Origin of the sequence: Pseudovibrio sp. M1P-2-3 (assembly GCF_031501865.1) — a bacterium.
Lineage (GTDB): Bacteria > Pseudomonadota > Alphaproteobacteria > Rhizobiales > Stappiaceae > Pseudovibrio > Pseudovibrio corallicola.
This window is the reverse complement of sequence record NZ_JARRCW010000001.1, coordinates 4056842-4081892: the sequence shown is the minus strand read 5'-3', so window position 1 is coordinate 4081892 and position 25051 is coordinate 4056842. Positions and strand designations below refer to the sequence as shown.

The following is a 25051-nucleotide window of genomic DNA, read 5'->3' as shown; positions in this document are numbered from 1 at the left end:
GGGGGATCATGGAACTTAAGAGGCACTTCCCATTCTCTGGAATGGCTTTTCGGCAATATGATCCAAATGGGGTATTACATGCTGTGGTTGCAGTTAGCGCAGCTTATGAAGTTTTTGAAGGTCGAGTATTAAGACTACAGGATGAGCAACCAGACTTACTACTATCAGATATCTATACTGGCTCGGAAGATCCTCCTCGTCATCTTATAAAACAAGCTGATTTCATACCCTATAAACCCGCAACAGATGTTACGGTCCTAGCCCGTGCATATACCCCTTCAGGTGAAGCTGATACTGAGTGGTTTGTAGGCATCAAAGTAGGAGATAGAGAGAAGGTTTTACGAGTTCATGGACCTAGGTACTGGACACCCAGTGTAGATGGGGATGGCTGGGAAATGGGCAAAGGAAAAGCAATTAAGAGTCTTCCTCTTAGCTACTACCAGGCTTTTGGTGGATTAGTTCCTGCAACCAAACCTTTAGACGGAGCACATGACTGCCATGACTTTAATCCATTGGGAAAAGGAATTATTTCTGTCGAAAATAGTCCCAAAGATAAGCCCGTGCGTGCTCCGCAAATTGAAGATGCACACATACCAATAACCGACTGGCGAGAGGACTATGTTCCACAGGGGTTTGCTCCCTTAGCTCCTGTTTGGAGGTTTCGAGAGCAATATGCCGGAACGTACGATACGGCATGGATCAAGATCCAGCACCCCTTTCTACCGGCAGATTTTGATTATCGTTTCTATAACTGTGCACACCCGGATTTGACCTTCTCTCCTCACTTGCGTGGAGGTGAACGTATTCAAATCGCAAATCTGCATCCAGAGTTCAAACAAATTGCGCTGAATCTGCCAAACGACATATTAGGAGTTGTTGCGACGAGGTTGAGTGGAACAATAGAGCGCAAAGTGATGACTTTGGATGGTGTACATTTTGATCTCTTAGATACAATTCCAAAATTACGATTAACCTGGCGTATCTCCTTCCCTTGGGGAGAGGGAATTACTGGGTTTGATGCAGGTATCGTTCAGCAATCTGCTGCAGTTAAGAGTGGAAGGGCACAGGCTTATGGCTGACACGGTAATTCGGGGTGGGAGTGTTTCTGAAATAGCACAATCAGTCGGTACATTTGAGCGACTGGACCTTGATCCTGCCGGCAATATAATGTTCTTCCCTGATGACAACATGCTTATCTATCATCATCCAAGTGGCCTTTACCGTGGGCAGGAGATACAGGACAAGCCTCTACTTAATAAACTCGTCCCCGACAATGAAGAGCCTCCTCAAGCGGTATGGACCACTACGCCGCTTGAAGGTATCCGAGACAGTTCTGAGCCAATTGTTCTGTCAACCACCCCGGATGTGGCTAAAACACCAAGAGGGTCTTCAACGCCACCTATTCCTTATAGCACTAGCGCAAATCCAGCTGATGATCTTTCCTATACACCTTCTGTGCGTATGACCGGCATGAAAACGATGGTTTTACGATCAGATATTACAGTAACGAAAGGGGCAGAGCAAGGAACAGCTAAAGGTGTTGTTTCAGGAACAATTAACGACATTACTGAACCTAGAGGGCACTCAGCTACTGTAAATGCTGAAGGTTCACCGATCATCCGCCACTTTGACCCCTTTTATATGAATAACAAGAATAATCATGGCGAAGTAACATTTATAAAAAGCACAGAGATAGTCACTCCTGAAAATGGAGATAAAGCAGCTGATACCGAGAATGATGAAGATGAAGGATTCTTCACCAATTTATGGGCCAAAGCATCTGATGCAACCTCTGAGGCCATAGGCGCGATAGCAGAATTTGATAATAACTATGGTAATGTACTGACTCGTGGCATGGGCGTTTTACAAGCTGTTGGGGGGGCCGGAGAAGCGGTTCTCGGTGCAGCTATAGCAGGGGCAGGAGGAGCAGCAACTTCAACTGGTATAGGGGCAGCCCCAGGCGTGCCTGCAATGATTGGTGGTGGTGCCTTATTTGTAAATGGCTGGGATAACGTAATTACCGGTGCAAAAACCGCAGTCTATGGTGATTTCCAAAATACAATGGCTTCCGAATTGGCTGGCAGTGCAGCATCTGCGTTGGGAGCCAGTCCTCAGGCGGTTGAAACCGTGAAAAACTCTGTCGACTTGGCAAGCGGGGCTGCTCTCCTTGCCGGAGGACTGGTTGCTGCAACTCGCAAATCAGGAAAACAACTAGTAGAAACCGCATCAAAGCAAGCGGACGGACTCGTCGACGATGTTGCAAAACAAACTGATGAAGTACTAGAGGAGGTAACTGAAGAAACTGGCGAAGCTGCAGCAAAAAATGCAGATGAGGTCCAGAAGGCAACGCCTGATAATAGTGTGAGAGTTTCAAGTCAGCCCCCCACACTTCGCCTTGCCTATGAAAAAGAAGTGAAGGAACTAGCTTTAAAAGCAAAAAAAATGCGGGATGAAGGTTATTCAAGTGAGGAAATAGCTAGAGCCCTGAACTCAGACAGGCGTAATTTAGGAATCAAGTATAAGGACATAACACCCGAACCGCTAAGAAGTGAAATATTTGAACGAAATATGAAAAAATATAATGATAAATGGGGTCCAACAATAGATTACCTTCGTGGAGTAAAGGAGTATTCTTGGGAGCAAATAATAGAGAAATCTAGCAAACCTGGTGGACGTGATATTAACTTTAATAGGAAAAACTAATGATTTGGTTACAATCAGCGAGCAATTTTAACAGTCTTGCCCTGCTAGACACTTCTAATAGTTCAATAGAGTTTATAGATAGGTCAGCAGAGAGAGCTCCAATAAGTAAGACTGGTCATTATGACTATATATCAGGTACATTTGACATACTAAATGACTTCATTTTTGCATATTTTAAAAATGACAATAAAATATATGTTCTAGCTGGCTCTAATATTTATGAAATAAATAATAGATTTGATATTAATATTTCCGGCTCTCCAAATAACCGAATATTATCAATTTCGATTGATAATATAGAAGTTATGAATTTAAATTATCTCATAGATACTTCAATTGAATTTGATAACGATTTTACTCAATGGGATGAAGAAGATAACGATTTTGGTTTGAATCTATATAATTTCTGTAAAAGTAAGACCCGTCAAAATGTTTTACTTGGATTAGAATAATAAGTTGTGATGAATCACACATCTAAAAATCAACTTTATTTTGTGTCAATTAAAATTCTGAAAATATTATGCCAAATTACATTTTAAATTCTACTTGCTATTTAGATTATGTGGATCATCCCTGTAGCCCCACCAATGCATATACTTACGAAAACCCTTATCATAATTGGCAACATATCACTCAAATGCTGCGCGATGCAGATCAGATAGATCTGGAATTCGACCCAAATTTACTTTTTGCGATCATGTACCACGATGCTTTATATGATGGCAAACCAGATAATGAGCGGCGCTCTGCGAGCTATGCGGAGACAATGCTTGGTTGGCACACGCCTTCAGGGGTATCTATACCTAAAGTTAAAAGCTTGATTATGTCAACGGTAACGCATTCTCTTAGTGAGCAAGAAGAAGACCCACGATTAATCAAGTTAGATTTGATGGCGATCGCAATCCCAAATAGGCTTAAAAATTACAATCAACGGGTGATCGAAGAGGCATGTAAACTACATAATATGCAGGAGAAGGATCTGATCCCATTTCGATATAAGTTCTTAAGAAGGTTTCAAAGAACTATGTTAAATAATTATAATCAAACTTGTGACCCTTACTGGCAATCAGTTTATGATGGCATAGAAACTTTGTTGAAAGTCTAATAATCTTACTCTGAGGTTGTCGATACAACGGAAAATGGCTCCCGAATTTATTCTCCAGAATGTACCATGATAGATTCTATCAACCACACCTGATGTAGCAAAAACCCCAAGGGGCTCTTCAACGCCGCCCATTCCGTATAGCACTAAAGCAATGAGGCGCAACGCTGAATCGATTGGGGATTCCCAATCAGGTTGATTTGTGATTCACTCCTTTTAGGGAGGAGATCACATGGGCCGGCCACTTTCACTTGATTTACGCCTTCGCTTTAAAAGGCTCATTTTATCCGGGATGAGCGGGCGTGAAGCAGCACGCCGCCTGCTGATCTCTCCAGCATCAGGATCTCGCTTGGCCCGTAAAGTTCGGGAGGGGCAGAGTTTAATCCCGGTCAGGACAGGGCGCCCAAAGGGAGGCGGAAAATTGGAGCCCTACCTCTCCTTCTTGCGCGAGCTGGTCAATCAAGACGGAGATATCACGTTGATGGAGTTATGTGATGCACTTTTCATGGCTGAGGGAGTGAGGGTTCACCATACTTCCGTCTCCAAGGCTTTGCGCCGTCTTGGCTACACCTATAAAAAAAATCGTTGGTGGCAACCGAGCGTGGCAAACTCCATGTACAAAATGCCAGAGATGAATGGCGCCACACCCGTCAGCCTATAATGCGTGATCTGCCTGAGAGACTGGTGTTTCTCGATGAAACCAGTGTTAAAACGAATTTAACCCGGCTGCGAGGCCGAGCCTTTAAAGGGGAACGAGCCCTTGACACAGCGCCGTTTGGACGCTGGCAGAACCAGACCTTTATCGCCGGTTTGACCCACGAGGGACTCATTGCGCCCTGGGTTCTGGACGGGGCCATGAATGGCAAGGCATTCACCACTTATATCACGACACAACTGGCTCCATGCTTGCACCCTAAAACGGTGGTCATTCTGGATAACCTGTCCACACACAAAGTTCCAGAAGCCGCAAGGGCCCTCAGACAAAGCGGGTGTTGGTTCCTTTTTCTGCCGCCCTATTCTCCTGATCTCAATCCTATCGAAATGGCGTTTTCCAAGCTCAAAGCACACCTACGCAGAATGAAAGCCAGAACCTTTGAGACCTTGATAAAGGCTCTGGGTGACATATGCGATCTGTTCACACCCCAAGAGTGTTGGAATTACTTCAAGGCAGCTGGATATGTTTCAGTATAAAGGCTCAAGACTATAGTGCTAGGGTCCAGACTCATAACCAGTAGCATATGAGCGCCACTAGACTGAGCGCGGAAAGAAAGTTCTTTGCGCTTCGGTCATATCTTGTTGTGATACTGCGGAAATCCTTGATCCTGCAAAACATGCGTTCAATGGCGTTACGCCCCTTGTAAAGGACTGGTGAAAAGTAGTTTTTCCATTTTCGATTGGCTTTGGGCGGAATGTTGGGTACGGTGCCTTGATCTTCGATTTGCTTGCGTAAAGCATTACTGTCATAAGCTTTGTCAGCGTGCAGCATACGGCACTTGGGCAGCTGTTCCAGCAACAGCTTTGCTGCAGAGCAGTCAGCCACTTGGCCGCCTGTCAGTAGAAACCTGAGCGGATGGCATGCTGCATCCGTTAAAGCATGGATCTTTGTTGTCCGACCACCACGTGAGCGGCCTATGGCCTGAACTTTCTCCCCCCTTTACCGCCTGAAGAACAACGGTGTGCTTTTGAGCAGCCCCGTTTGAGTGGTCCGCTTTGAAAGTTAGTGCATGGTTGGCCTTTGGTCTATCGGAATAATGACTTCCGGAACTGGAGGGCGGTAGCCCAGAGCACTATGCGGTCGTTTGGTATTGTAGTGTTTCCTCCAGCGTTCTATGATTATTTGAGCTTCATGTAGCGAGTAGAAGATTTCTCCATTCAATAATTCATCACGCATTCGCCCATTGAAACTTTCGCAATATCCGTTTTCCCAAGGCGATCCTGGCTCAATGTAGGCTGTTTGGGCTCCGACGGATTTGATCCACTTTTGAACCGCCTCCGCCACGAACTCCGGGCCGTTATCTGAACGAATATAGGCAGGTATGCCGCGCAGGATAAACAGGTCCGTCAGCGCATCGATGACTTCGCTCGCATTCAGCTTTCGCTTCACCCGAATAGCAAGGCATTCACGCGTATACTCATCCAAAATATTCAACGTTCTGAATGCCCTGCCATCATCAGTGCGATGATGGACAAAGTCATAGGACCACACGTGATTGCGATACTGTGGCCGGAGACGTATGCAAGACCCATCATTGAGCCAGAGCCGCCCCTGTTTCGGTTGCTTCATGGGAACTTTCAGCCCCTCTCGTCGCCACAGACGTTCAACACGTTTATCGTTCACTTGCCATCCAGCCTCTCGGAGCAAAGCGGCAATGCGACGGTAACCGTAACGGCCATATTGGCGTGCCAGCTCAATCATATCTGCAACCAGCTGATCTTCATCCGCTCGCCCTTTGGGGAAGCGACGCTGTGTGGAGCGATGCTGGCCAAGAACACGACAAACACGCCGCTCGGAAACCTTCACCTGACTGCGTATATGGTTAATGCAGGCTCTGCGACGAGCAGGGCTCAGAAGTTTCCCTTTGCAGCCTCCGTAAGGATCAGCTTGTCCAATGTCAGATCAGAGACCGCACGGCGCAAACGTTCATTTTCTTTCTGCAGCCGCTTCAGTTCCTTGAGTTGCTCCGTACCCATTCCGCCATACTTCTTCTTCCAACGGTAATAGGTTTGCTCGGTAACGCCGATCTGGCGGATCGCATCCAAGCGCGCCATTCCTTGCCCCATCAGGACTTCAACTTGCCGCAGTTTAACGACAATCTCTTCTGGTTTGGGTCTCTTGATTCCCATATCGAGTCCTCCGTTTTCCTAATCATAAACGTGGACCACTTCTTTGGGGGAGGCTCATAAGCTTTGGAGTCAACAGCCGAAGGGCCTTGTTGCACAAATCTATCTCAGTTTACAGTTTACCCTTACCCGTTGACATTCAGGTCGCACTAATGCGTTCGAACGAGGGTCGTCCGAGTACGGTCATTTTGTTAAGAACGACAACAACGACTGGTAGTGATGGAGCGGGTAAAGCTCAATTTGTTGATGGAGGATCTGTTACAGGAGATGCTCCTCGGGATACTACCGCTGTTAAAGAGGGCTATAACTTAGCAAGTAGAAAGAGCTCAGTAGTCGCATACAAAGATCTTATTGAAATTTTGGGGCGGCATCCAGAATGGGTCTATGATCAACAATGAGAAAGATTCGTGTTATTGTTTTAGTACTACTGAGCTTGGGAATTCCCTACTTAGTGTTTGTTGTATACGTCAATTTAGTCACCTATCAAAGGTTCGGTACCCCCCCCCACACACATTTCGGCGTTATCATTGTCAAAAGTGATGGGGAGATGAAAAAAGAAAAACATTGGTACCGCACTGGGAGTTCTGGCCGTCCTGAAGTATGGGCCTGGAGTGATAGGAATTTTAATTACTGGGATATTTGGGAAAATTATGGTTTGATCACTCCTGTTAAAGGGAGATCCAAATCATTCCTCGAACGGTGCCGAGAAATACGCTGATGTTTGCTATTAAGTTTGGGCTAAACAGTAAAAATGTGGTGCAAAATAAAGTATTAAAATTAGCTACAGTTATTACTTTGCTGGCTGGAATCCCGTACATATTATTTGTTACTTATCTAAATATTGTTACCTATCAACGTTTTGGTGCGAAGTTCTGTTGGTATGATCAGGACTATTCAAGTAGAACTAATAAAGTTATTATGCTTGAATCCAATATTTTCTTTCCCAATATTTTCAAACACTTTGATCGAAAATACATGGGGCTAGGTTGGTTTTTTTATGATTGGATTATTGATCGCCCCCCCCATTTCGGCGTTATCATCGTCAAAAGTGATGAAGAAATGAAAAGCGATGAACATTGGGATCTTACAAGGGGGATAGGAATACCCCGTCCTGAGGTTTGGGCGTGGAGCTACAAAAACTGGGGCTATTGGAATATCTGGGAATCAGAAGCTCTGATAACGCCTATCAAAGGACGTTCGTTCGATTTTCTAGCACAGTGCAGGAAAATTCGTTGATGCCTGCCTTGTATTTAAATCTCCAGCAACGGAAAAAATTTTATGCCTGCCGCCTATAGAAAAGGGGATATTGCCGCTGGCCATGGGTGTTTCCCGCCCTCGCCATCAACTGCGGGAAGTCCCGACACCTTTATAAATAGTCTCGCAGTTGTACGCGTAGGCGATGGGATAGCCGCACACGGATGTTCTGACTGCTCATCTCATGGCCGTGCAATGGCAGCCGGCTCAGGCACTGTTTTCGTTAACGGTATTGCTGTTTGCCGGGTAGGCGATGCTGTAGACTGTGGCGGGACAGCTGCAGCAGGTTCAGGGAATGTAGACATTGGTGGTTAGTAAAGATGAAAGTAGGAAAGGCCCTTTAAATTAGGTGAGGGGTTGACACCCGTAGATATATGGCAAGGCTTGCACACCAGTGAGCCACTCTGGATTGCTTCAACTGGTTAATCTGGTAGCGAGGAAAACCAAAGGAGTATTGATGAAAACACCCTCAGCTTGCTGAAGAGGCTTATTAGATTTCCAGCAAAAAGATGGGCACAGATGTGCGATGGAATCGGTTGGACTCCCCTTGGTGCAGCAGCCTTGTCATGGTGTAAGCAAACTAGTCTAAAAGGTGTTCTGAGATGTTAGGACAGCGCGCTGGAGACCTCAGTTGGTGGGGATAGTGCGAAGCGGGCCGCTGGCTTCCTCAACCCTAAATTGTTACCAAAAGAAAAGCTAGCCTGCATTATCGAGGCTGGGCAAAGCGGTGTGGGTGTTTGAGGCCTTTCAGCGGCACCAGTCTTTTCAATAGGTTCCTTATAGGAGCCCTAGCAGGTGCTGTGTTGCAGTGCTAGGGCGGGTTTTATGGTCTTTTAGGTCCGTCCCAAATTACACCAGAACTTTATTTGTTAGGTAGATCGGGTTGTGCAGGTCTGTTCCAAGGGCGGGAAGAGGGCGCTCGGCGTTGTCTTCGTATCCAACTGCAAACCGTACTTTGTTGATGCATACTTTTGCCATTGTGGGGGTGAACAGGTCAAAGAGTGCGAAGCGTTCTGCCAAGGCTTCGTGTTCGGCCATATATTGTTGGAGAACACTTCCTAAAACCGCGTAGAAGGTTTCCTCGTCAATAATACCTGCCCTGTTCAGCCCAGCGGAGAAAAACCGCAGCAGTGAAGCGAAGTGGGCGGTTTGGATGTCGTGGATTATGTAATGTGCGGGTTTTTGAGGCAGGTTGTCGCGCAGGTCCTGAGAAAGGCTTGAGTGCTCGGGAAACACTTGATCCACAACAGCACAATCTCCCTGCAAGTCCTTGATAGCGATACCAACCGGCACGTGGTTTTGCATTGTCACCGTGATGTTCTGGCCGTGGGCTATGAAGCCAACACCATATTTCGCCAGAAAATGGTAGAGAGGAGCAGCCGTGACTTTAAAAAGCTGCGTGAGCCAGTCCTCAATAGACAAGCCGGATTTCTGGGCGTGGTAAACCGCGAGGGGAATACCCTTGGTGTCTTCATGAAGCAGCTCTGCGTAAAGGCAGGCCTGCTGTCCTTCTGCTAAGTGCTTTGCCACATTCTCCCGCCAGATAACGCCCAGACTTTCATGGTGCTGATAGGGAGCATGAGGTGCTTGGGCATAAATGGAGTGTTCAAACCAAACGCCCCTTTGTTCTTGAAGAATGAGGACTTTGTCTTTCAAGAAGCTGTCAGCTTGAACGGTATCATGGAGCCACAGGGAGAGCTTTCCGCCCTTTGCAATATACTTTCCCGGAATACCTCGGTAAGCGGAGGTATTGAGAATTGTCAGGGCGACTTTGATATCCGGAGACCCGGGGCGGTCAATATTGACAAGAGTGCGAAGGCTGGGACCAGAGACGTAACTATCTCCGAACTCACCCAGCATGATAAGGTTTCCCCGCTGGATATCGACAAGGTGGCTCTGCTGAATCACGTGATCCCATTGCCACGGGTGGACAGGAATGAGCACATGAGATTCCAGACCCAGACCTTGCTCGTGTAGGACTGTGTGCAGTCTGTTGAACTCGGCACTCCCCAGACTTTGGGTAAGGGTGTCTGTCTCGTTGCTGTCCAAACTCTCGCTGATTTTGCAGCTACCACGTTTTGCGGCTATCCAAAGCAGCTTGAAAGACCGGTGATATTCAGGTGCATACTGCTCCAGATCGGGAATACTCCAGCCTAGACGTCCTTTGTTGGCAACAGCCTTGGGGTGGCCCGCCAACAGGGATTGGCGCTCATGGGCAGGCAGAGGGAGAATATCCTCCCCGGCACTTTCTTTTGTGCGCTGAAGCAGAACAAGATCTTGCCGCAAGGTGTTTGCCAACTCACGTAGAAATGTCGCCTCGGTCGCAGCACTCATACCCATTTCAGTGCGGGCATCAATGGTAAATTGTTGCGGACAAGCTGGCTCATCGTTGTCAGGGGTTCGCCTGATGCTGTCGCCATTAACGACAAGGTTCCCCCAGATACCAACTTTCGCGGAAAAGCTGTAGGAGATGCCGGAGGATAAAAGAAGATGATAAGCACCATCTTCCTCAGGCTTGGTCACAGGCTTTAAAACCTCTTCAAAGCTCAGTTCACTTATGAGCTTGGCAAGGCTAGCGCGGCAAATCTTGCCCCATTCCAGTTCACTTGCAGTCATTTTTTCTGAGTCGCTCATAGTGCCACCTTGGAGAAAAAGCGGTCTCGGGTGCACTCCATCAAGGCGGATCGTTTATGGGGGAAGTCGAATTCCTTTAGCTTTTTATAGCCAAGTGTACTTGCGTAGCTCAGCAGCTTGGTGTTGTCCGCTCTTGGTTCCCCCATAACCTGTTCAGTCATCGGGCAATCTAGAAACAGGTAATGCAGAAGACTGCGTAAAGTTGCGCTGGTTTTGGCTCTGCCCAGATGCGAACGCTCGCCAATCAAACCGTGCCACCCACGGTCCCAAATCTGGGAGTCGTAGTAGGGGCCAAGCCTATCTTCTCTCACCCAGTAGGTTTCAAAGTAACCCGCATCCTCTCCGTTAATACAGCTGATGAGCGGGTAGGTATGTGGCCGGTTTGCAAAAGCTTCCAGATAGGACCGCAGCTTGTCCTTTGATTCATCCAGTTCCCAGAAATATGCAACCCGGCGATCGTTCATCCAGCGGTGAAACAGGTCCAGATCTTTTTCAAGGTCCACACTGCGGAAGGAAACTGTGAGATCTGATTCCCTATCGTAGCGCTCATAGAAGAGACCTTGAGGATGGGGAGGACGCCTTGGGTGGTCACGCCCGTCAGGACCGGCCATCAGGCCAACGGAATTTCTCGAGGCAGGTTGGTGCCCAAGCCACATGAGCGGTGTTTGATAAAACCCGCTTCGCTCAACAAACAGTTCATTCCCAGCAGTGTATAAAAACGGAAGATCCCGTAGTGGGAAACTGGCTTCAAGGAGTTCAATACAAATTTTTTCCAGCTGCGGGTTCAGTGAGAACTGATGTGATAACTGTGCCACCACTGCTGCCCGCTGGGCTTCGCACGGTGCTCCACCTGCAAATGTCAAGGTCAGCTTCTGCGCAGGCTCTGAGCTGAGAACTGCTTGGGCAACCCGCTCTCCATTACAGATCAGATCTGCAGATGAAACATTGTTCTGGCTTATTGAAACCGTGAGTGGTGCAGCGCTGGCAGGAAATACCTTGTACGCTTCCAGCGGTGAAAAAGTGTGCAGGCTATGATTAAGTGGCTGGTTCATATTGATCTATTTTCACGAGAGGATTGGGAATTTCAATAAAGGAGGCAAGCTGGCCGTCTGTTCCGCCGGAGGCCTCGTTTACCCCACTGAAGCTGGTTTTAAAGTTCGCTTTGCTGCACAGGGTCTGCGCGTTAAGCAGCATTTCATAGAAGGTGGGGTCGGTGTCGCATGCTGCATGTTCTTCTTTTAAAAATGTGTGCAACAGGCAATAAGAGTTTTGCTCTTCCAGATGCCCGTCAATCGCTAATGTACTGATAATGTTCATCAGATTATTGACGATGACGTAGTAGCACAAAAGCGCGTTGCCCAGCTGCGGGCTTGCGATGTTGTTGCTGTCTATGCCGATATTCGGCAGGTGTTTTGCCAGCTCGTCGTGGTGGCTGGTCAGGTGCCCTGTTCCCTGACAGTCCCTGATCCAGCATTTGACAGGAAGACCGTTTGCCAAGGACACCATCATGTTTTGCTGGTGTGAGCCAAAGAGCAAGCCGTGACGGGCACGGATGCGTAGTACAGGGGCGATTGCGACTTTCAAAAAGTCCGTCAGCCAATGCGCGGCAACTTGGGCGCTTGTTTGTCCGGTCTTTTGTGCTCGCTCGGTAATCACTTCTCCAAGGGGGCTGAGGCTGTTCAGCCGCTCCTCGCACAGGCTTGCCAACATGAGCGGGCCGGCCTCGGCAGAATCTTGAAACGGATTGGAGCGAAGCACGATAAGGCTTTCCTCCAGCAAGTCTCCCGCTTGGTCTTGCAGGGCCAGATATGCCGGTTCCTCGAGTATGGTGAGGGTCTTTTCACTGTTATGAATAGCCTCGCCAACCGGACTTTTCATAAGCTGGCAAATCTGAATGCCTCGTTCCACCTCTTTGCGGCTCAGGAAACGCATGGAGTTGGTTAGCCGAACGCCGAGGGAGAACTTGAGCATGTAAGGGGCATGCCAGCCGTGAACGCCCCGTGTGGAGCCTGTTGGGGTGAACGTTTTTCCAGCCACACCCACCGGAATGAGCTTCCCCTCGGCAATGTACTTGCAAACCGCGGGATGTTTTAAAATGTCTCGTGCTTGCAAAGGGTGCCAAGGTACGGGAACAAACCCTTGAGGACACTCATCACGCAACAGGGGCGGCAGGGTGCTATCAGCTGAGACCATCTGCTGGAGGTAAGAGGACAAGCCCCTCTCATCTGCCGTTTTTCCGCTCAGTATGGTTTTATCTGCAAGTACCCAAAACAGAGCAAATTGCCCATTTTGTTCTGGAGAATACAGCTTGGATTCTTCCAGATTCATGCCGTCTTTACTGCGCGGGTTCGGGTGTGTTGGGTGGCCGGAAAGTAAAGCTGTCTCCGCCTCCTGAAAATTCCAGAGGCTGGCTGAGCTGTGAGTGTTATCTCTTGCAAAAGCTTCTGCCATATTCTGCTGGCTGTTGAGAATACGCTCCAGCAATTTCAGCTCAAGAGAGCCACTTTGTCCCTCTGTCCTGTTGTTCTTGACCAGCAGGGCAATGGCCTCAAACAGCTCGATCTCCTCCCTTTTCCCATCTTCAAACTCGCGGATAAATGGCAATTGGATTTGATAGCGAAAATGCCCTTTAAAAGGCATCGCGATGAGTAAGGCGCCGTTGTTGCTTGTAAGAGGCATCCTTGCCATCGGCACACGAGAGCCGGAGGCGCGTGCGCTTGGCTGTGTTAAAAGTGTCCAGCCCTCCCATTCCCGTAGGTAGGCATTGAGAAATGCTGTGGCTGTTGCGTGGGCCGCGCGGGTGTCGGGAGAGATTTCGCCCTGCTCGCACTTTAGCGTTGGTGCATTCATGATCTTGTTTTCGTGAAAGTGTTGGTTTGCAATCAGTAGATGAGGGAAGCTGCTAGGAAGCCAAGCAGCTGGTTTCCCCGTAATTTGCATTGGAGTTTATTTGAGGGCTCCAATCTACCAAGCTGTGGCCTGCGGTGGTCTCGAATATCTCTTTATCCATCAGACGATTGATGATTTTAGCACTGCGCCACGCCATGAGGCTCATTTGCGGGTCAACAATTCCGTGGGAACGCAGGCCCATGTTCAGGCCGAATATCTTGTTCTGGGAGGGGCCATCCCATTGGATCTCATAGGCGTCATCCAGCTTTGGAAGACCACGCTCATCAAGGTCCAGACGCGGCTTTAGATCCTCAAGGAACTGTGGGAGCTTTGGAGAGGCGCCGGTGGCAAGGATGATGATATCGACACTATGGCTTTCTTTAACATCACCAATAATCTGCTGGCACACTAGATCATAGTGGGACCCATTATGGGACAGGGCAACAGCATTGCGGGAGGGGAGAAGGGAAATGCCGCCCTTTTGGGAAACCAAGTGTGTACGCTTGTAGATTTCTTTATAAAGCGCATCAACCGTGACCGGTGTCAGGCCATCACTTGCAAGCTTTTGCCCAGCAAACTCAAAGGCTTGCTGTTCTGGCCCCATGGACTGATAGCTCTCCACATAGTTCGGGGTGAAAACCTGATCGACAAAACCGCCTTCTTCCAGCGGAGAGAAACGCGGTAAATTGCTGATCCAGCTGACATGATGGGGCTCCACAGAAGGATTGCTCAAAAGGTCGAGGACAATTTCAGCTCCGGTCTGTCCGCCTCCTATGACGGCAATTCTTTTGCCAGCGGTTTCGAGTTTGTGGTTGAGGTAGTGGCCCGCGTGGATACAGCTGGTTCCCATATGAGTTTGCGCCCATGCTGGAATGTTGGCGCTCATGCCGATGCCAAGAGACAGGTTGCGCGCCCTTACGTTTTTGCCGTTGCCGAAGTCTACGGTGAACGCACTATCTTTAAACGATATGCTTTGCGCCTGATGATCCCAGTTAAGGCTGTCTATACGCTGGGCAGCCCATGCCAGATAAGCGTTAAACTCCAACCGGCTTACACCCGTGAACCGTCCGGCAAGGAAGTCATAGAAACGCTTGTGAGAGACCAGAAAGTTCGTGAAGGAATGGGGGTTTGTGGGCTGAACAGGTGTCACCAGATCCTTAAGGAAGGATGTTTGTAAAATACTGTCTGGAAACAAAAGGCCCGGATGCCATGCAAACTGGGAGTTTTTGTCGTAGAAACCGGCTCTTGTGTTTGGAAGGCTATCCAGCAGCGCTGCGAGGCTGAGGTTGAATGGACCTATTCCTATACCCGCGAGATCTAGAAGATCACTTGCATCATCTTGATGCCCTATCATTTTTAGCTGGCTCATTGGTCAGGAGTCCTTTTGAAAAGGTTGGGATTTGAGTTGAAATTGAGAAAGGCCCCGGAAGAGGACGAGGGCGGCCACCAAAATAAAGGTGAAGAGTGATGCAACGTGAAAGCTTGTTGAAATGCCCAGCTCCCCTAAACGGGCAAAGACAATACTTCCCACTCCAAGGCCGACCAGCTGGGCACTGAATAGCGTTGTGGTCACTGTTGGAGAGCGTTGTTGACCCGCCCCTTCAAGGGTTAAAGCCAGATTGGAACTCAGTGTGAGAGCGGTACCGGAAGAGAGCAGGCAGGTTATCAGGACGACCTGTACAATTGAGCTTGCAAAAGGCAGCGCGGCTAAGGAGATGGACACCAGTGTCAGGCCAAGCAGCATTGCGATTTTTTTGCGTGTTCCAAGTAGTAGCGTGAGAGCCAGTTGACTTAAGAGCGTCGTAAGTGTTGCCCAAAACAGACAAAGCGCGGTGGTCGAGGCGGCAGCTTCGGCACTAAGGTCAAATCGCTCCCCCAGCCACGGGCCCAGAAGAACATAAGTTCCACCAATGACCATTTGGAGGGTTAAGGTGACCACCAGTGGCTGCAGGAGTACCTTAAAAGATGTGGCTTCGCCTTTTGGTGCGTGAACACTGGTGGGGGGGATTCGAAACAGCGATAGAATAAATAGCGGAAGGATGCTCAAAAGAGGCATAAGGATACTGTAGGACAGCATAAATCCGCCTAGGCCGTTGGCGATCAAGCGGCCAGCCGCCTGCAAGGAACTGGAGGCCGCGACCTTCGACAGGACTTTCCCCTTTGCGGCACTGCTTGCCTTGTAAGACTGTATCAAGGGAAGCAGAGCGGCAGAAAACAGGCAGTAAACAGAACGGGCGGCAACAAGGAATGCGAAATACAGTTCACTCAAGCCCAGTACATTGTGCTGCTGCAGCCAGATCGCAATAATCATGAGCACCAGACCGCACAGGCTTCCCACTGTGGTCAGTTGCAAGGTTCTGCGATACCCCAGCCGCGATGCAACTCTCCCCCAAAGCGGAACCGTGCAGGCGGAGATGATTAATCCGCCGCCAATAAGAATGCCCAGAGAGCTCAAGCTGATTGAAAACAGCTGCTGGAGCAGTGGAACCATTAGGATCAAAGTGCCCTGATAAAATGAATTTGCAAGTATTGTGAAGGACATAGAACTTTGCGGTGTGAACGCTCCCAGAGTTTAAGCCTGCCGGTAAACTAAAAATTAAATATGAATATTAAACTCATGATATGGAGCAGTGGATACATGAGTATAATACTCAAGTAAAGAGGGCGCGTGCAGTTTTAACAACTACACGGTCTTTTTGGTGTCGGATCATTGCTCCGAGCAGGGGGGCGGTAGTGCGCGCGGTAAAGATGAAGGCAAAAGCCATCGCTGGAGGCAGGCTTTGTGACAACTAAGAGAGGAGGGTAACGTAGGAAGAGGCAGGTTAGGCTTTACGGGCAAATACCCTGAAGCGCTTTGTTGAAGCATCTTCAGGGCAGGGAGTGATATTTATCCCAAATAGCTGCGCAGTGCGGGAGGAGGGTTGTTTAAAAGCTCCTCAGTGGGCTGGGGAGCATGTGCGCTTCCATCTGCCACCAGAACAGAGTGCTTGGTGATACGGCGGGCATCTTGCGGGTCATGGCTTACCATTAAAAGCGTTGTGCCGGTCTCCCTCACAAGCTCTGCCACCAGATCCAGCATTTCAGCTTTAAGTGCCGGTCCAAGGGCTGCAAAGGGCTCATCCAGCAACAGCAATTCGCGCCGTTGCACAAGAACGCGGGCCAGAGCCACACGGCTTTGCTGTCCTCCTGACATCTGCGCGGGTTTGCGTGTTCCCATGTCAGAAAGACCCACACGGGTCAGCGCGCGCTGGATGGTGTCTTTCTCATCATGAGACAAACGGCCTTTAGTGCGCAGACCAAGGCTTACGTTTTGCTCCGTGTTCAGATGTGGGAACAGGTTACCATCTTGAAAGAGCATTGCTGCCGGGCGTTTGCCCGGATGTACTTTGGCAAGGTTCTCCCCGTTCCAGAAGATTCCGCCGTGAGCAAGATCACGAAAGCCTGCAATCGCCTCCAGAAGGGTAGACTTTCCAGCGCCAGAGGGGCCGATGATGGCAACGCTGCTTCCAGCTTTGATGGACAGCTCCGCTTTCAAAGAAAAGCCGCCGTTTACGATTATGCAGTTTTCAAGCTTCAGCATGCCAGCGTCCTCCACGGTCCAAGAGCCAGAAGAGTGACATGGACAACATCAATAAAAGCAGTGCTCCCCCTGCTGCGCTTTGCATTTTATAGGCCCCCATCAGCCGGTAAATCTGCAAGGGCAGGGTGGCAGTCTCGGAATTTGCAAAAAGCGTAATCACACCCAGATCCCCCATGGAAAGGGCTGCGGCCAGCCCTGCAGCAAAACCGATTTGCGCGCGCATACGCGGAAGAAGTACACGGGTTACAAAGGCCCATCCGCTCATATCAAGCGAAAGGGACAGGCGTCCATACCGGCTAACAGTATCGCGCGCCGCAGGAACAAGAATCCTAAGGGCAAACGGCAACGCCAGAACGGCATTTACCAGCGCCGTGACCGGCAACGCAAAAGCGGATGGATCGACCAAGGGGCGCAGAATAATGAACAGTCCGGTGCCCAAGACCAACGGAGAAGCGGCCAGCCCCAAAATGCCGCTGATCTCCACCAGCCCTTGCCGCCCAAGGGCAATGGTTGCTGCCATGGGCAGGGCTAGGGCCAATAGAACAACTGTGCTGATTGCAGCAACCGAAATTGAAACCACAGCGGCTTTCAAAACAGATGCAGGCAATTCAAAAAGCCCCATTGCACCGGAGCTCGCCACCGCCGTTAGGGGCAGCAACAGGAAGAGAGCGGCCAGAGCAATCCAGAGGCTGTCAATAAGCGCGGAGCCGCCGTCCCAGCGGCGTACGGCATGGTCAAGCCCCGCTCCAAATCCATCGGTACGTGAAAGTTTCAAGGCTGCAACTGCGGCGGTTGTTGTGAGTAGTATCTGAACGGTTGAAAGAAGCGCTGCGCGTCCAAGATCAAAATCATAGGTAAAGGCTTGATAAATCGCCAGCTCGACTGTCGTGGCCCGTGGGCCGCCGCCCAATGTCAGTGCAACAGCAAAACTTGTGAGGCAAATGGAGAAAATAACAGCGAGAATACCGGGTAGAATCCGGGAGAGCATTGGCAGCTCTATCAAGCGAAATAAAGCAGTTCCTTCGCATCCCAACTGTGCCGCCAGTCGAAACCGTTCTGAGGGAACTTCCTGCCAGCCTTGCAACAGCAGGCGTGTTGCTAAAGGTAGATTGAAAAATACGTGAGCAAGAACAACGCCATGCAGGCCATAGATACGCAAGGGCGGTAACCCGAATAGGCCCAAGATATCCGAAATCCAGCCCGAACGCCCGAAGACCTGTAGCAGCCCGAGGATTGCTACGATGACGGGTAGGATGAAGGGGGCTCCTAAAATTGCAATCAGGAAACGGCGGCCCCAAAAGCGCCTGCGTGCCAAGGCGCGGGCCACCGGAATGGCAAGAAGCGCACTGATAAGCGCTGAAAGCGCAGCTTGTGTAAGGGTGAACCGCAGGGCCGACCAGTCTGAGGGGCCAATACCATGCCCCGCCTCGGCGTGAAAGGCCACTGCGGCCAAGGTGCCAATAATAAGCGCCGCGACAAGTCCTGCCGCGGCGATACCCGCAAACGGGTTTACTGGCTGAGCGCGTTCAGCCATTCGGGCAGAGCCTCATCTCGTGCAGCAACAGCCTCGGTTGGTTCAAGGTACAAAGATTTTTCAGGGATGAGCAGCGTTTCAAAACCTTTTGGCAAACCTGCTGCCGGTGTCACGGCAGGGTACATCCAGTTGGTTGTTGGAATGATCTGCTGGAAAGCATCCGATACCATGAAGTTCAGGAACTGATCGGCCAATTCCTGCTGGTCGGTGCCCGCCAGTTTCGCAGCCACTTCAACTTGCATAAAGTGCCCTTCATCAAAGGCGGCAGCTTTTTTACTGGCATCTTCCTCTGCAATCAGATGGTAAGCGGGAGATGTGGTGTAGCTGAGCACCATATCGGCCTCGCCCTCAAGGAACAGACCATATGCTTCGGACCAGCCTTTGGTCACGGTTACAATGTTATCTGCAAGGTCTGCCCAGATTTTCGGAGCTTCATCCCCATAGGCCGCTTTCACCCATAAAAGAAGCCCGAGGCCGGGTGTGGAAGAGCGAGGATCCTGTATCAGGATTTTGGTGTCGCTTGCAGCCAGATCGCGGAAATTTGTCGGCACTTGCGCACCGTCTTTATGAACAAAGGCGAAATAGCCCCAGTCATAGGGCACAAAAGTCTCGTCGCTCCACTCGATTGGCAAGGTGTAGTCAGCCTTCACGGAGTGCGGTGCGAACAGGCCGGTTTTTTTGGCCTTGTCCAGAAGGTTGGTATCCAGCCCCAGCACCATATCGGCCTTGGTGTTTTTCCCTTCCAAACGCAGGCGCGACAGCAGTGCGGCGCCATCTTCAACACCAACAAGGTTCAAGTCGCAGTTACAAATGGCCTCAAAGGCTTCTTCCACTTTCGGGCCCGGGCCCCAGTCGGAAACAAAGCTGTCGTAGGTGTAAATTGTCAACTGTGGATTGTCAGCGGCAAAAGCCGGTGTTGTGCTCAACAGTCCCGCAGCAAATAGCAGATGTTTCATGTCATCCTCAATTGCGGCGAGAGGGTAAGGAGGATCGAAACCAATACCTTTCCCTCCGCCGGTTCTAGCCGGTTCAGGTTCAACGGGTTTGCAAAAAAAAATGCATCTCAGCGCGGCATCTGCGCGCACCCCGAGGTCGGGCTTTTCTTAACGGGTGGCAACCCCAAGCGCAACCGAATATGCGCGGGAACTTCTGGAAGTATCAGTTGGGTATATATCAAAGGGGTTGTCCCCTCAAAGAAGAGTTGGTGGCCATAACTAGGGGGCTACCTTACAACTTTAGGGAAAAGGAGCTTGGAAAACTGGTGTTTTCAGGCTTAATTAGGTTTGTCGGGGATAGGGCATCCCCCAAATAAGGCTAGTAGTTTCGTTTATGAAAGCCGGATCAGTGCTGGAGGGGCAAACCATTTTCACCATGATCAATCGTGCTGCACTTGCATAGTAATATGTGTGGGTAGAGCAATCCATGCATATCATTAGACACGCCAACATAAACTCTGCGCGTTCACCCCACTGGAGAACTCCGGTTGTCATGCTGGCGGTGCTGTTGACCAGCCTGATAGCAGGGGCGCTTACATGGGTCATGTGCGAGCAGAAATTTTTAGAGGATGTTGGCGAAAAGGGCCTGTCCACATTGTCTGTTCAATCGGCAAATCTGGAACAGCATCTGGATAAGTTTCGCTTGCTGGCCCCCATTCTTGCAAGAAGCGGCGAAGTGAAGGCAGCTTTCAAGAATAAAGACGTTCGCTCGGCAAGGCGTATTGCCCGTTTGATTGCCGGAATGTCCGGCGCGGATGAGGTTTGGTTTTTCTCGCCGGAAACAGACTTCACTGTCACGAATTTGCTTTCAAGGGATGCCTTGGCCAATAAAGGTAGGTTCGCAGCGCCCGAAGCTTTTAAATCTGCCACTCAAGGACGGCTGGGCCGCCAGCTCATCGTTCGCGGGAGCAATAAGCAAACCAGCTATGTATTTGCCTTCGCTGTAAGGGAGAGGGAAGCCCAGCTGGGTATAATCGCCGTGAGAGTGAGCCTTTCAGGGGTAGAACAAACATGGGCTTTGAGTGCGAATGGCGTGTTTGCCGTTGATGAGAGCGGCCATATTGTTGCAAGCAACAGGCCGGAGCTGAGAGGGCGCCGCTTTGCTGTAACAGAGCAAAAAACCACAAGTGCACCGCCCGACCAGCTTAACCTTGTCAGGGGCCGAACCCTTCTGGGCCTTGAGCTGTTTCAAGCCAGTGAACTGGCCCCCGCAGCCCCGCTTTTGAAACTGGAGCAAACCGTCGCGCCCTTGGGGTGGAGAGTTCTCACGTTCATTGATGTATCAAATGCACGCACTCTGGCGATCTGGATAAGCATTGCCACTGCTGCTTTTGTGCTTGGCAGTTCCCTTGGTGTGTGGGGGCTTTGGCAGCGGCGGCGGCGGTTGCTTTTGCTGATGTACAAGGAAAAAGCCATTGCGCAGGAGCTTGAACAACGGGTTGACGAGCGCACAACTGCCTTGCTTTGTGCCAATAAAAAGCTGGAGCAGGAAGTTCGGGAACGGAAAAATGCGGAAGAAGAGCTGCAAAAGGTGCAGGCCGGCTTGATCCAGTCGGCAAAGCTCGCCACGCTTGGCGAAATGTCCGCAGCTCTTTCCCATGAATACAATCAGCCACTAGGTGCAATCCGCTCCCATGCGGACAATGCGCAAACCTACCTGCAAATGGGAAAGCAGAAAAACGCGGGCAAGTCCTTGGATCGCATTGTCTCAATGGTCGAGCGCATGGCCACCTTGAGCAAAACGCTGAAAGGCTTTAGCAGGAAGGCAGGCGATGGTGTTCAGCCAGTCTTGTTGGCTCCGGTTTTTGATGAGGTTTTTCTGCTGGTTGGACCCAGATGCAGGCAAATGAATGTTGATTTGCAATACTCGCCGCCGGGTGAGGGGGTTGTTGTGATGGGAGGCGCCATTCGCCTTTCTCAAGTTCTCGTCAATTTGATTGGTAATGCGCTGGATGCACTGGGCCCCGTTCAAAACCCGTGCCTGAAAATTTCAGTGACGCAAGCAACAACGCAGGTCTTCATAGCAGTTGAAGACAATGGGGCGGGCATTCCTAAGCAAGCTGTTCAGCAGATCTTTGATCCGTTTTTCACCACCAAGGAAGCAGGTCACGGAGTGGGGCTTGGCCTGTCCATTTCCTATAAGATCATCAGAGATTTTGGTGGGTCTCTTGAATATTCAAAGTCAAAACAGGGCGGCGCGTGTTTCACGCTTGCTCTCAATTATGAGCCCATGAAGGTTGAAGGTTAACAAGATGCCGCAAGCAACAATCCTGTTGGTGGATGATGATGTAGACCTGCGTGAACCGGTGGCTGAAGGGCTGGAGCTTGCAGGGTTTCACGTGATTGCCATGAGCGATCCCGAAACCGCCTTGGAGCACATCTCCCACGAGTTCTATGGTGTTCTGGTCAGCGATATCCGCATGCCCAAAATGGACGGGTTTGAACTGCTTAAAAAAGTGTTCGAGGTGGATAGCGCCCTTCCGGTTGTGTTTATCACCGGCCACGGAGATGTACCGCTGGCGGTGGAGGCCATGCGGGCGGGGGTCTATGATTTTATTGAAAAGCCCTTTCCGGTGTTAAAGCTCAAGGCAGTGGTGGAACGCGCGTTGGAAAAGCGCCGCCTCACCTTGGAAAACCGCCGCCTGAGAGAAGATGTGGGCAGCGTTTCCGGTCTGGAGGAGCGTCTCGTGGGCAAAAGCCCGAGGATGGAGCATTTGCGGCATACCATTCAGGCCTTGGCCTCCACTGCCGCCGATGTGCTTATCATTGGGGAAACGGGAACGGGAAAGGAAGTCGTTGCACGTGCTCTTCATGAAGAGGGGGAGCGTAAAGACAAGCCGTTTGTGGCCATTAACTGTGGTGCAATGCCGGCAGACATTATCGAATCCGAGCTCTTTGGTCATGAAAAAGGGGCGTTCACAGGGGCCAGCGGCAGGCGGATCGGAAAGCTGGAACATGCCAATGGCGGGACGGTTTTTCTGGACGAGATCGAATCCATGCCTATGGACCTGCAAGTCAAACTCCTGCGGGTTTTTGAAACGCGTTCCATTGAGCGGGTTGGGTCAAATCAGGCTATTTCTCTTGATCTGCGATTTGTGGCAGCCACCAAGGAGGATCTGGAGCGGGCAAGTGATGCCGGACGTTTTCGCAAGGATTTATTCTACCGCCTCAATGTCATCACCATCGCCATTCCCCCTTTAAGAGAGCGCCTGGAGGATATTCCCTCCCTGTTTCATTATCTGTCCATAGGTGCCCGTGCCCGCTACCGCAAGGAAGTTCCTCTCATAACACCAACGTTTCTAGCTCAGCTTATGGAGCGGCCTTGGGCGGGCAATGTGCGCGAGCTGCGCAATGTGGCGGACCGCTTTGTGCTGGGGCTGGAGGGGCAACCAAGCCCCATGAAGGGGGAAGCCCAATCTGGCCAGCCTCTGGCCGAGCAGGTGGCGGCTTTTGAAAAAAGCCTCATCTCGAGCGAGCTGCAACGGCAGGAGGGGCGCATAAAACCCACTTATGAAGCGCTTCAGGTCTCGCGCAAGGCCCTTTATGAAAAAATGAAGAAGTTTGGCCTGAACAAAGAAAACCTGCTGGAAGAGGAATAAGAATGTGTCGGTTTCGACACGTCTGTTGGAGGTTTGTAGCTGTTTGGTAACATTTTCGTTACTTGCCGGAAGCAATTACCCCTAAAAACTAAGGGTTCCTTCATTTGGCACGGCGTTTGCTAACTTATTCCCGACATAGCTGATGGCTCATGTTCAAGACTATTTCGGGAGGAAGAAAAATGAAGAATTTAATTATGGCAGCTACGGCTGCCGCAGCTTTTACCCTTTCAGCTCCAGCGTTCGCTGCTGAAGAATGCGGTGACGGGGAAACCGTTATCAAGTTTAGCCATGTTGTTTCAGCAAAGGGCCACCCGAAAGGGGAAATGGCTGCAGCACTGGAAAAGCGCATCAACGAGGAAATGGAAGGCAAAGCCTGTATGCAGGTGTTCCCGTCTTCCCAGCTGTTTGACGACAATAAAGTAATGGAAGCCCTGTTGCTGGGTGATGTGCAAATCGCAGCACCTTCCCTTTCCAAGTTTGAGGCCTACACCCTCAAGTACCGCTTGTTCGATCTGCCGTTCCTGTTCAATGACATGGATGCAGTGACAACCTTCACAAAAGGCGAAAAGGGGCAGGAGCTTTTAGGTGCCATGTCCGATGTTGGCTTTGTTGGACTTGGATATGTCTTTAACGGGCTGAAGCACTTCTCCGCTGGCAAACCGCTGTTGACACCCTCTGATACGGAAGGGCTGAAGTTCCGTGTGCAAACTTCCGACGTGGCCGTTGCCATGATCGAGGCTATGCAGGCGAACGCACAAAAACTTGCGTTTAAAGAGGTCTATGGTGCGTTGCAGACCGGTGTTGTGGACGGACAGGAAAACACTTGGTCCAACATCTACACCAAGAAGTTCTTCGAGGTGCAGGACGGTATCACCGAGACCAACCACCAGCTGCTCACATACCTTGCCGTGACCTCTCAAGAATGGCTCGACAGTCTGGATCCGGACGTACGGGACCAGTTCTTGCAAATCTTCAATGAAGTGACCGATGAATATAACGCTCGCTCTACCGAGATTAACGAGCAAAACAAGCAGAACATCATCAAGGCGGGTACGCTTGTGCGCACTTTGACCCCTGAACAGCGTCAGGAGTGGGTGGATGTGATGAGCCCTGTCTGGGCAAAGTTCGCCGATGATATCGGGCAGGACTATATTGACGCTGCTGTTGCCGCAAACAAGTAAGGGCACTCGCCGCCCGCGCTGGGTGCGGGCGGCCTTCTTGAAATACCGACAAGACAAAAAACAAAACCGTAATTGCAAACGGTAGGGGAGGTTTGCGTGGGGCGGATCGGCGAATTTATTGACAGTTTGGAGGAGAACATCCTTGCCTTTCTCTTGGCATTGATGACGGCGGTGACGTTCTCCCAAGTTGTTGCACGATATTGTTTCAATACGTCATGGGGCGGTGCGCTGGAGTTCACGCGCGTGCTGTTTGCATGGCTCATACTCTTTGGAATGAGCTATGGCATCAAAGTCAGCTCTCACCTTGGGGTGGATGCGTTTATCCGGTTGTTTCCAAAACCGGTTTTCAGAGGTTTTGCACTGCTTGGGGCAACACTAACAATTTTGTATGCCGCGCTGCTGTTTGATGCTTCGTGGTTTGGTGGCCTTTGGGGGCTTGAAAACAGAGGCTCGACAGGCGGCGCATATGACTATGTTGCGAAGTTCTACAAGCTTTCCATGATCGGCATGGAAGATCTCAAGTTCCCACTCTGGTTTCAGGAGCTTTTTGGGGTGAAGGAACGGGTTCCCCGCTGGATTCCCTATTTGATTATGCCCGTGGGGCTCCTTCTGCTTGGCCTGCGGTCCATTCAGGCGTTCTGGCAGATTTTAAGCGGTAAACGTGAGGCAATGATCGCGGCTCACGAGGCAGAAGAATTGGTTGAAGAAAACCGTGATGTATTGAAGGACCGGGATTAAC

At 50.2% G+C, this 25051-nt stretch carries 21 protein-coding genes, 1 pseudogene and 1 riboswitch; of the genes and pseudogenes, 12 read left to right on the top strand and 10 right to left on the bottom strand.

Annotation, left to right across the window (positions count from 1 at the left end; genetic code table 11):
• Window positions 1–8 precede the first annotated feature (8 nt).
• The 5 genes from P6574_RS17890 to P6574_RS17870 all read left to right on the top strand — a co-directional run bounded on the left by P6574_RS17890 (window position 9) and on the right by P6574_RS17870 (window position 4996).
• Window positions 9–1079 carry a DUF2169 family type VI secretion system accessory protein gene (locus P6574_RS17890; protein WP_310621600.1) on the top strand — a complete coding sequence of 357 codons (1071 nt, stop codon included), beginning with the start codon at window positions 9–11 and terminating at the stop codon, window positions 1077–1079.
• Entirely contained in the window at window positions 1072–2703 is a 1632-nt protein-coding gene (locus tag P6574_RS17885) for a DUF4150 domain-containing protein (protein WP_310621599.1), read from the top strand. Before P6574_RS17890 ends, P6574_RS17885 begins: the two co-directional genes overlap by 8 nt.
• The gene (locus tag P6574_RS17880) at window positions 2703–3155 is read left to right on the top strand and encodes a hypothetical protein (protein ID WP_310621598.1); all 453 of its coding nucleotides are present in this window, start codon (window positions 2703–2705) and stop codon (window positions 3153–3155) included. Before P6574_RS17885 ends, P6574_RS17880 begins: the two co-directional genes overlap by 1 nt.
• 68 nt (window positions 3156–3223) lie before the next feature.
• A complete protein-coding gene (locus P6574_RS17875) occupies window positions 3224–3808 on the top strand; it encodes a hypothetical protein (protein WP_310621597.1) in 585 nt (194 codons plus the stop codon).
• Window positions 3809–4037: 229 nt separating this feature from the next.
• Window positions 4038–4996 (top strand): IS630 family transposase gene (locus P6574_RS17870; RefSeq protein ID WP_310619020.1). Its coding sequence is split into 2 segments (ribosomal slippage): window positions 4038–4379 and window positions 4382–4996, totalling 957 coding nucleotides; the frame shifts between segments, so codons are not numbered across the junction.
• A gap of 31 nt (window positions 4997–5027) precedes the next feature.
• On the opposite strand, the pseudogene P6574_RS17865 reads toward P6574_RS17870, so the two are convergent.
• Both P6574_RS17865 and P6574_RS17860 read right to left on the bottom strand, forming a co-directional pair.
• Window positions 5028–5488, bottom strand: a pseudogene (locus tag P6574_RS17865) (IS5 family transposase); the annotation flags it as partial.
• 34 nt (window positions 5489–5522) lie between these two features.
• Window positions 5523–6649, bottom strand: a protein-coding gene (locus P6574_RS17860) for an IS3 family transposase (RefSeq protein ID WP_310621596.1) whose coding sequence is annotated in 2 segments (ribosomal slippage) — window positions 5523–6385 and window positions 6385–6649 — 1128 coding nt in all. Because the reading frame shifts where the segments join, the coding sequence is not laid out codon by codon here.
• A 149-nt stretch (window positions 6650–6798) separates the two neighbouring features.
• On the opposite strand from P6574_RS17860, the gene P6574_RS17855 reads away from it, so the two are divergent.
• The 3 genes from P6574_RS17855 (at window position 6799) to P6574_RS17845 (ending at window position 8215) form a co-directional block, all read left to right on the top strand.
• The gene (locus P6574_RS17855; protein WP_310621595.1) at window positions 6799–7044 is read left to right on the top strand and encodes a hypothetical protein; all 246 of its coding nucleotides are present in this window, start codon (window positions 6799–6801) and stop codon (window positions 7042–7044) included.
• A 319-nt stretch (window positions 7045–7363) separates the two neighbouring features.
• Entirely contained in the window at window positions 7364–7882 is a 519-nt protein-coding gene (locus P6574_RS17850) for a hypothetical protein (RefSeq protein WP_310621594.1), read from the top strand.
• 42 nt (window positions 7883–7924) lie between these two features.
• Window positions 7925–8215 (top strand): PAAR domain-containing protein, encoded by a 291-nt coding sequence (locus tag P6574_RS17845; RefSeq protein ID WP_310621593.1) that lies wholly within the window; start codon window positions 7925–7927, stop codon window positions 8213–8215.
• A 534-nt stretch (window positions 8216–8749) separates the two neighbouring features.
• Here P6574_RS17845 and P6574_RS17840 read toward each other — a convergent pair.
• The 8 genes from P6574_RS17840 to thiB all read right to left on the bottom strand — a co-directional run bounded on the left by P6574_RS17840 (window position 8750) and on the right by thiB (window position 19493).
• A complete protein-coding gene (locus P6574_RS17840) occupies window positions 8750–10534 on the bottom strand; it encodes an IucA/IucC family protein (RefSeq protein WP_310621592.1) in 1785 nt (594 codons plus the stop codon).
• On the bottom strand, window positions 10531–11586 hold the full coding sequence (locus P6574_RS17835) for a GNAT family N-acetyltransferase (RefSeq protein ID WP_310621591.1): 1056 nt from the start codon (window positions 11584–11586) through the stop codon (window positions 10531–10533). Before P6574_RS17835 ends, P6574_RS17840 begins: the two co-directional genes overlap by 4 nt.
• Window positions 11570–13384, bottom strand: coding sequence for an IucA/IucC family protein (locus P6574_RS17830; protein ID WP_310621590.1), 1815 nt, complete (start codon window positions 13382–13384; stop codon window positions 11570–11572). Before P6574_RS17830 ends, P6574_RS17835 begins: the two co-directional genes overlap by 17 nt.
• Before the next feature lie 52 nt (window positions 13385–13436).
• Entirely contained in the window at window positions 13437–14792 is a 1356-nt protein-coding gene (locus tag P6574_RS17825) for a lysine N(6)-hydroxylase/L-ornithine N(5)-oxygenase family protein (RefSeq protein WP_310621589.1), read from the bottom strand.
• A 3-nt stretch (window positions 14793–14795) separates the two neighbouring features.
• Window positions 14796–15965 carry an MFS transporter gene (locus tag P6574_RS17820; RefSeq protein WP_310621588.1) on the bottom strand — a complete coding sequence of 390 codons (1170 nt, stop codon included), beginning with the start codon at window positions 15963–15965 and terminating at the stop codon, window positions 14796–14798.
• A 345-nt stretch (window positions 15966–16310) separates the two neighbouring features.
• A complete protein-coding gene (locus P6574_RS17815) occupies window positions 16311–17003 on the bottom strand; it encodes a thiamine ABC transporter ATP-binding protein (protein WP_310621587.1) in 693 nt (230 codons plus the stop codon).
• Window positions 16990–18537 (bottom strand): thiamine/thiamine pyrophosphate ABC transporter permease ThiP, encoded by a 1548-nt coding sequence (locus P6574_RS17810; protein ID WP_310621586.1) that lies wholly within the window; start codon window positions 18535–18537, stop codon window positions 16990–16992. Before P6574_RS17810 ends, P6574_RS17815 begins: the two co-directional genes overlap by 14 nt.
• On the bottom strand, window positions 18513–19493 hold the full coding sequence (thiB, locus tag P6574_RS17805) for a thiamine ABC transporter substrate binding subunit (protein ID WP_310621585.1): 981 nt from the start codon (window positions 19491–19493) through the stop codon (window positions 18513–18515). Before thiB ends, P6574_RS17810 begins: the two co-directional genes overlap by 25 nt.
• A 32-nt stretch (window positions 19494–19525) precedes the next feature.
• Window positions 19526–19636: riboswitch (TPP riboswitch) on the bottom strand.
• Between the two features lie 323 nt (window positions 19637–19959).
• Between thiB and P6574_RS17800 the strand changes: the two genes are divergently transcribed.
• The 4 genes from P6574_RS17800 (at window position 19960) to P6574_RS17785 (ending at window position 25050) form a co-directional block, all read left to right on the top strand.
• Window positions 19960–21780: a sensor histidine kinase gene (locus P6574_RS17800; RefSeq protein WP_310621584.1), complete on the top strand. Its 1821-nt coding sequence runs from the start codon at window positions 19960–19962 to the stop codon at window positions 21778–21780.
• A 4-nt stretch (window positions 21781–21784) separates the two neighbouring features.
• Window positions 21785–23131, top strand: a complete 1347-nt coding sequence (locus P6574_RS17795) for a sigma-54-dependent transcriptional regulator (protein WP_310621583.1) — start codon at window positions 21785–21787, stop codon at window positions 23129–23131.
• 179 nt (window positions 23132–23310) lie between these two features.
• The gene (locus P6574_RS17790; protein WP_310621582.1) at window positions 23311–24312 is read left to right on the top strand and encodes a DctP family TRAP transporter solute-binding subunit; all 1002 of its coding nucleotides are present in this window, start codon (window positions 23311–23313) and stop codon (window positions 24310–24312) included.
• 96 nt (window positions 24313–24408) lie between these two features.
• A complete protein-coding gene (locus P6574_RS17785; RefSeq protein WP_310621581.1) occupies window positions 24409–25050 on the top strand; it encodes a TRAP transporter small permease in 642 nt (213 codons plus the stop codon).
• Window position 25051: the final 1 nt, after the last annotated feature.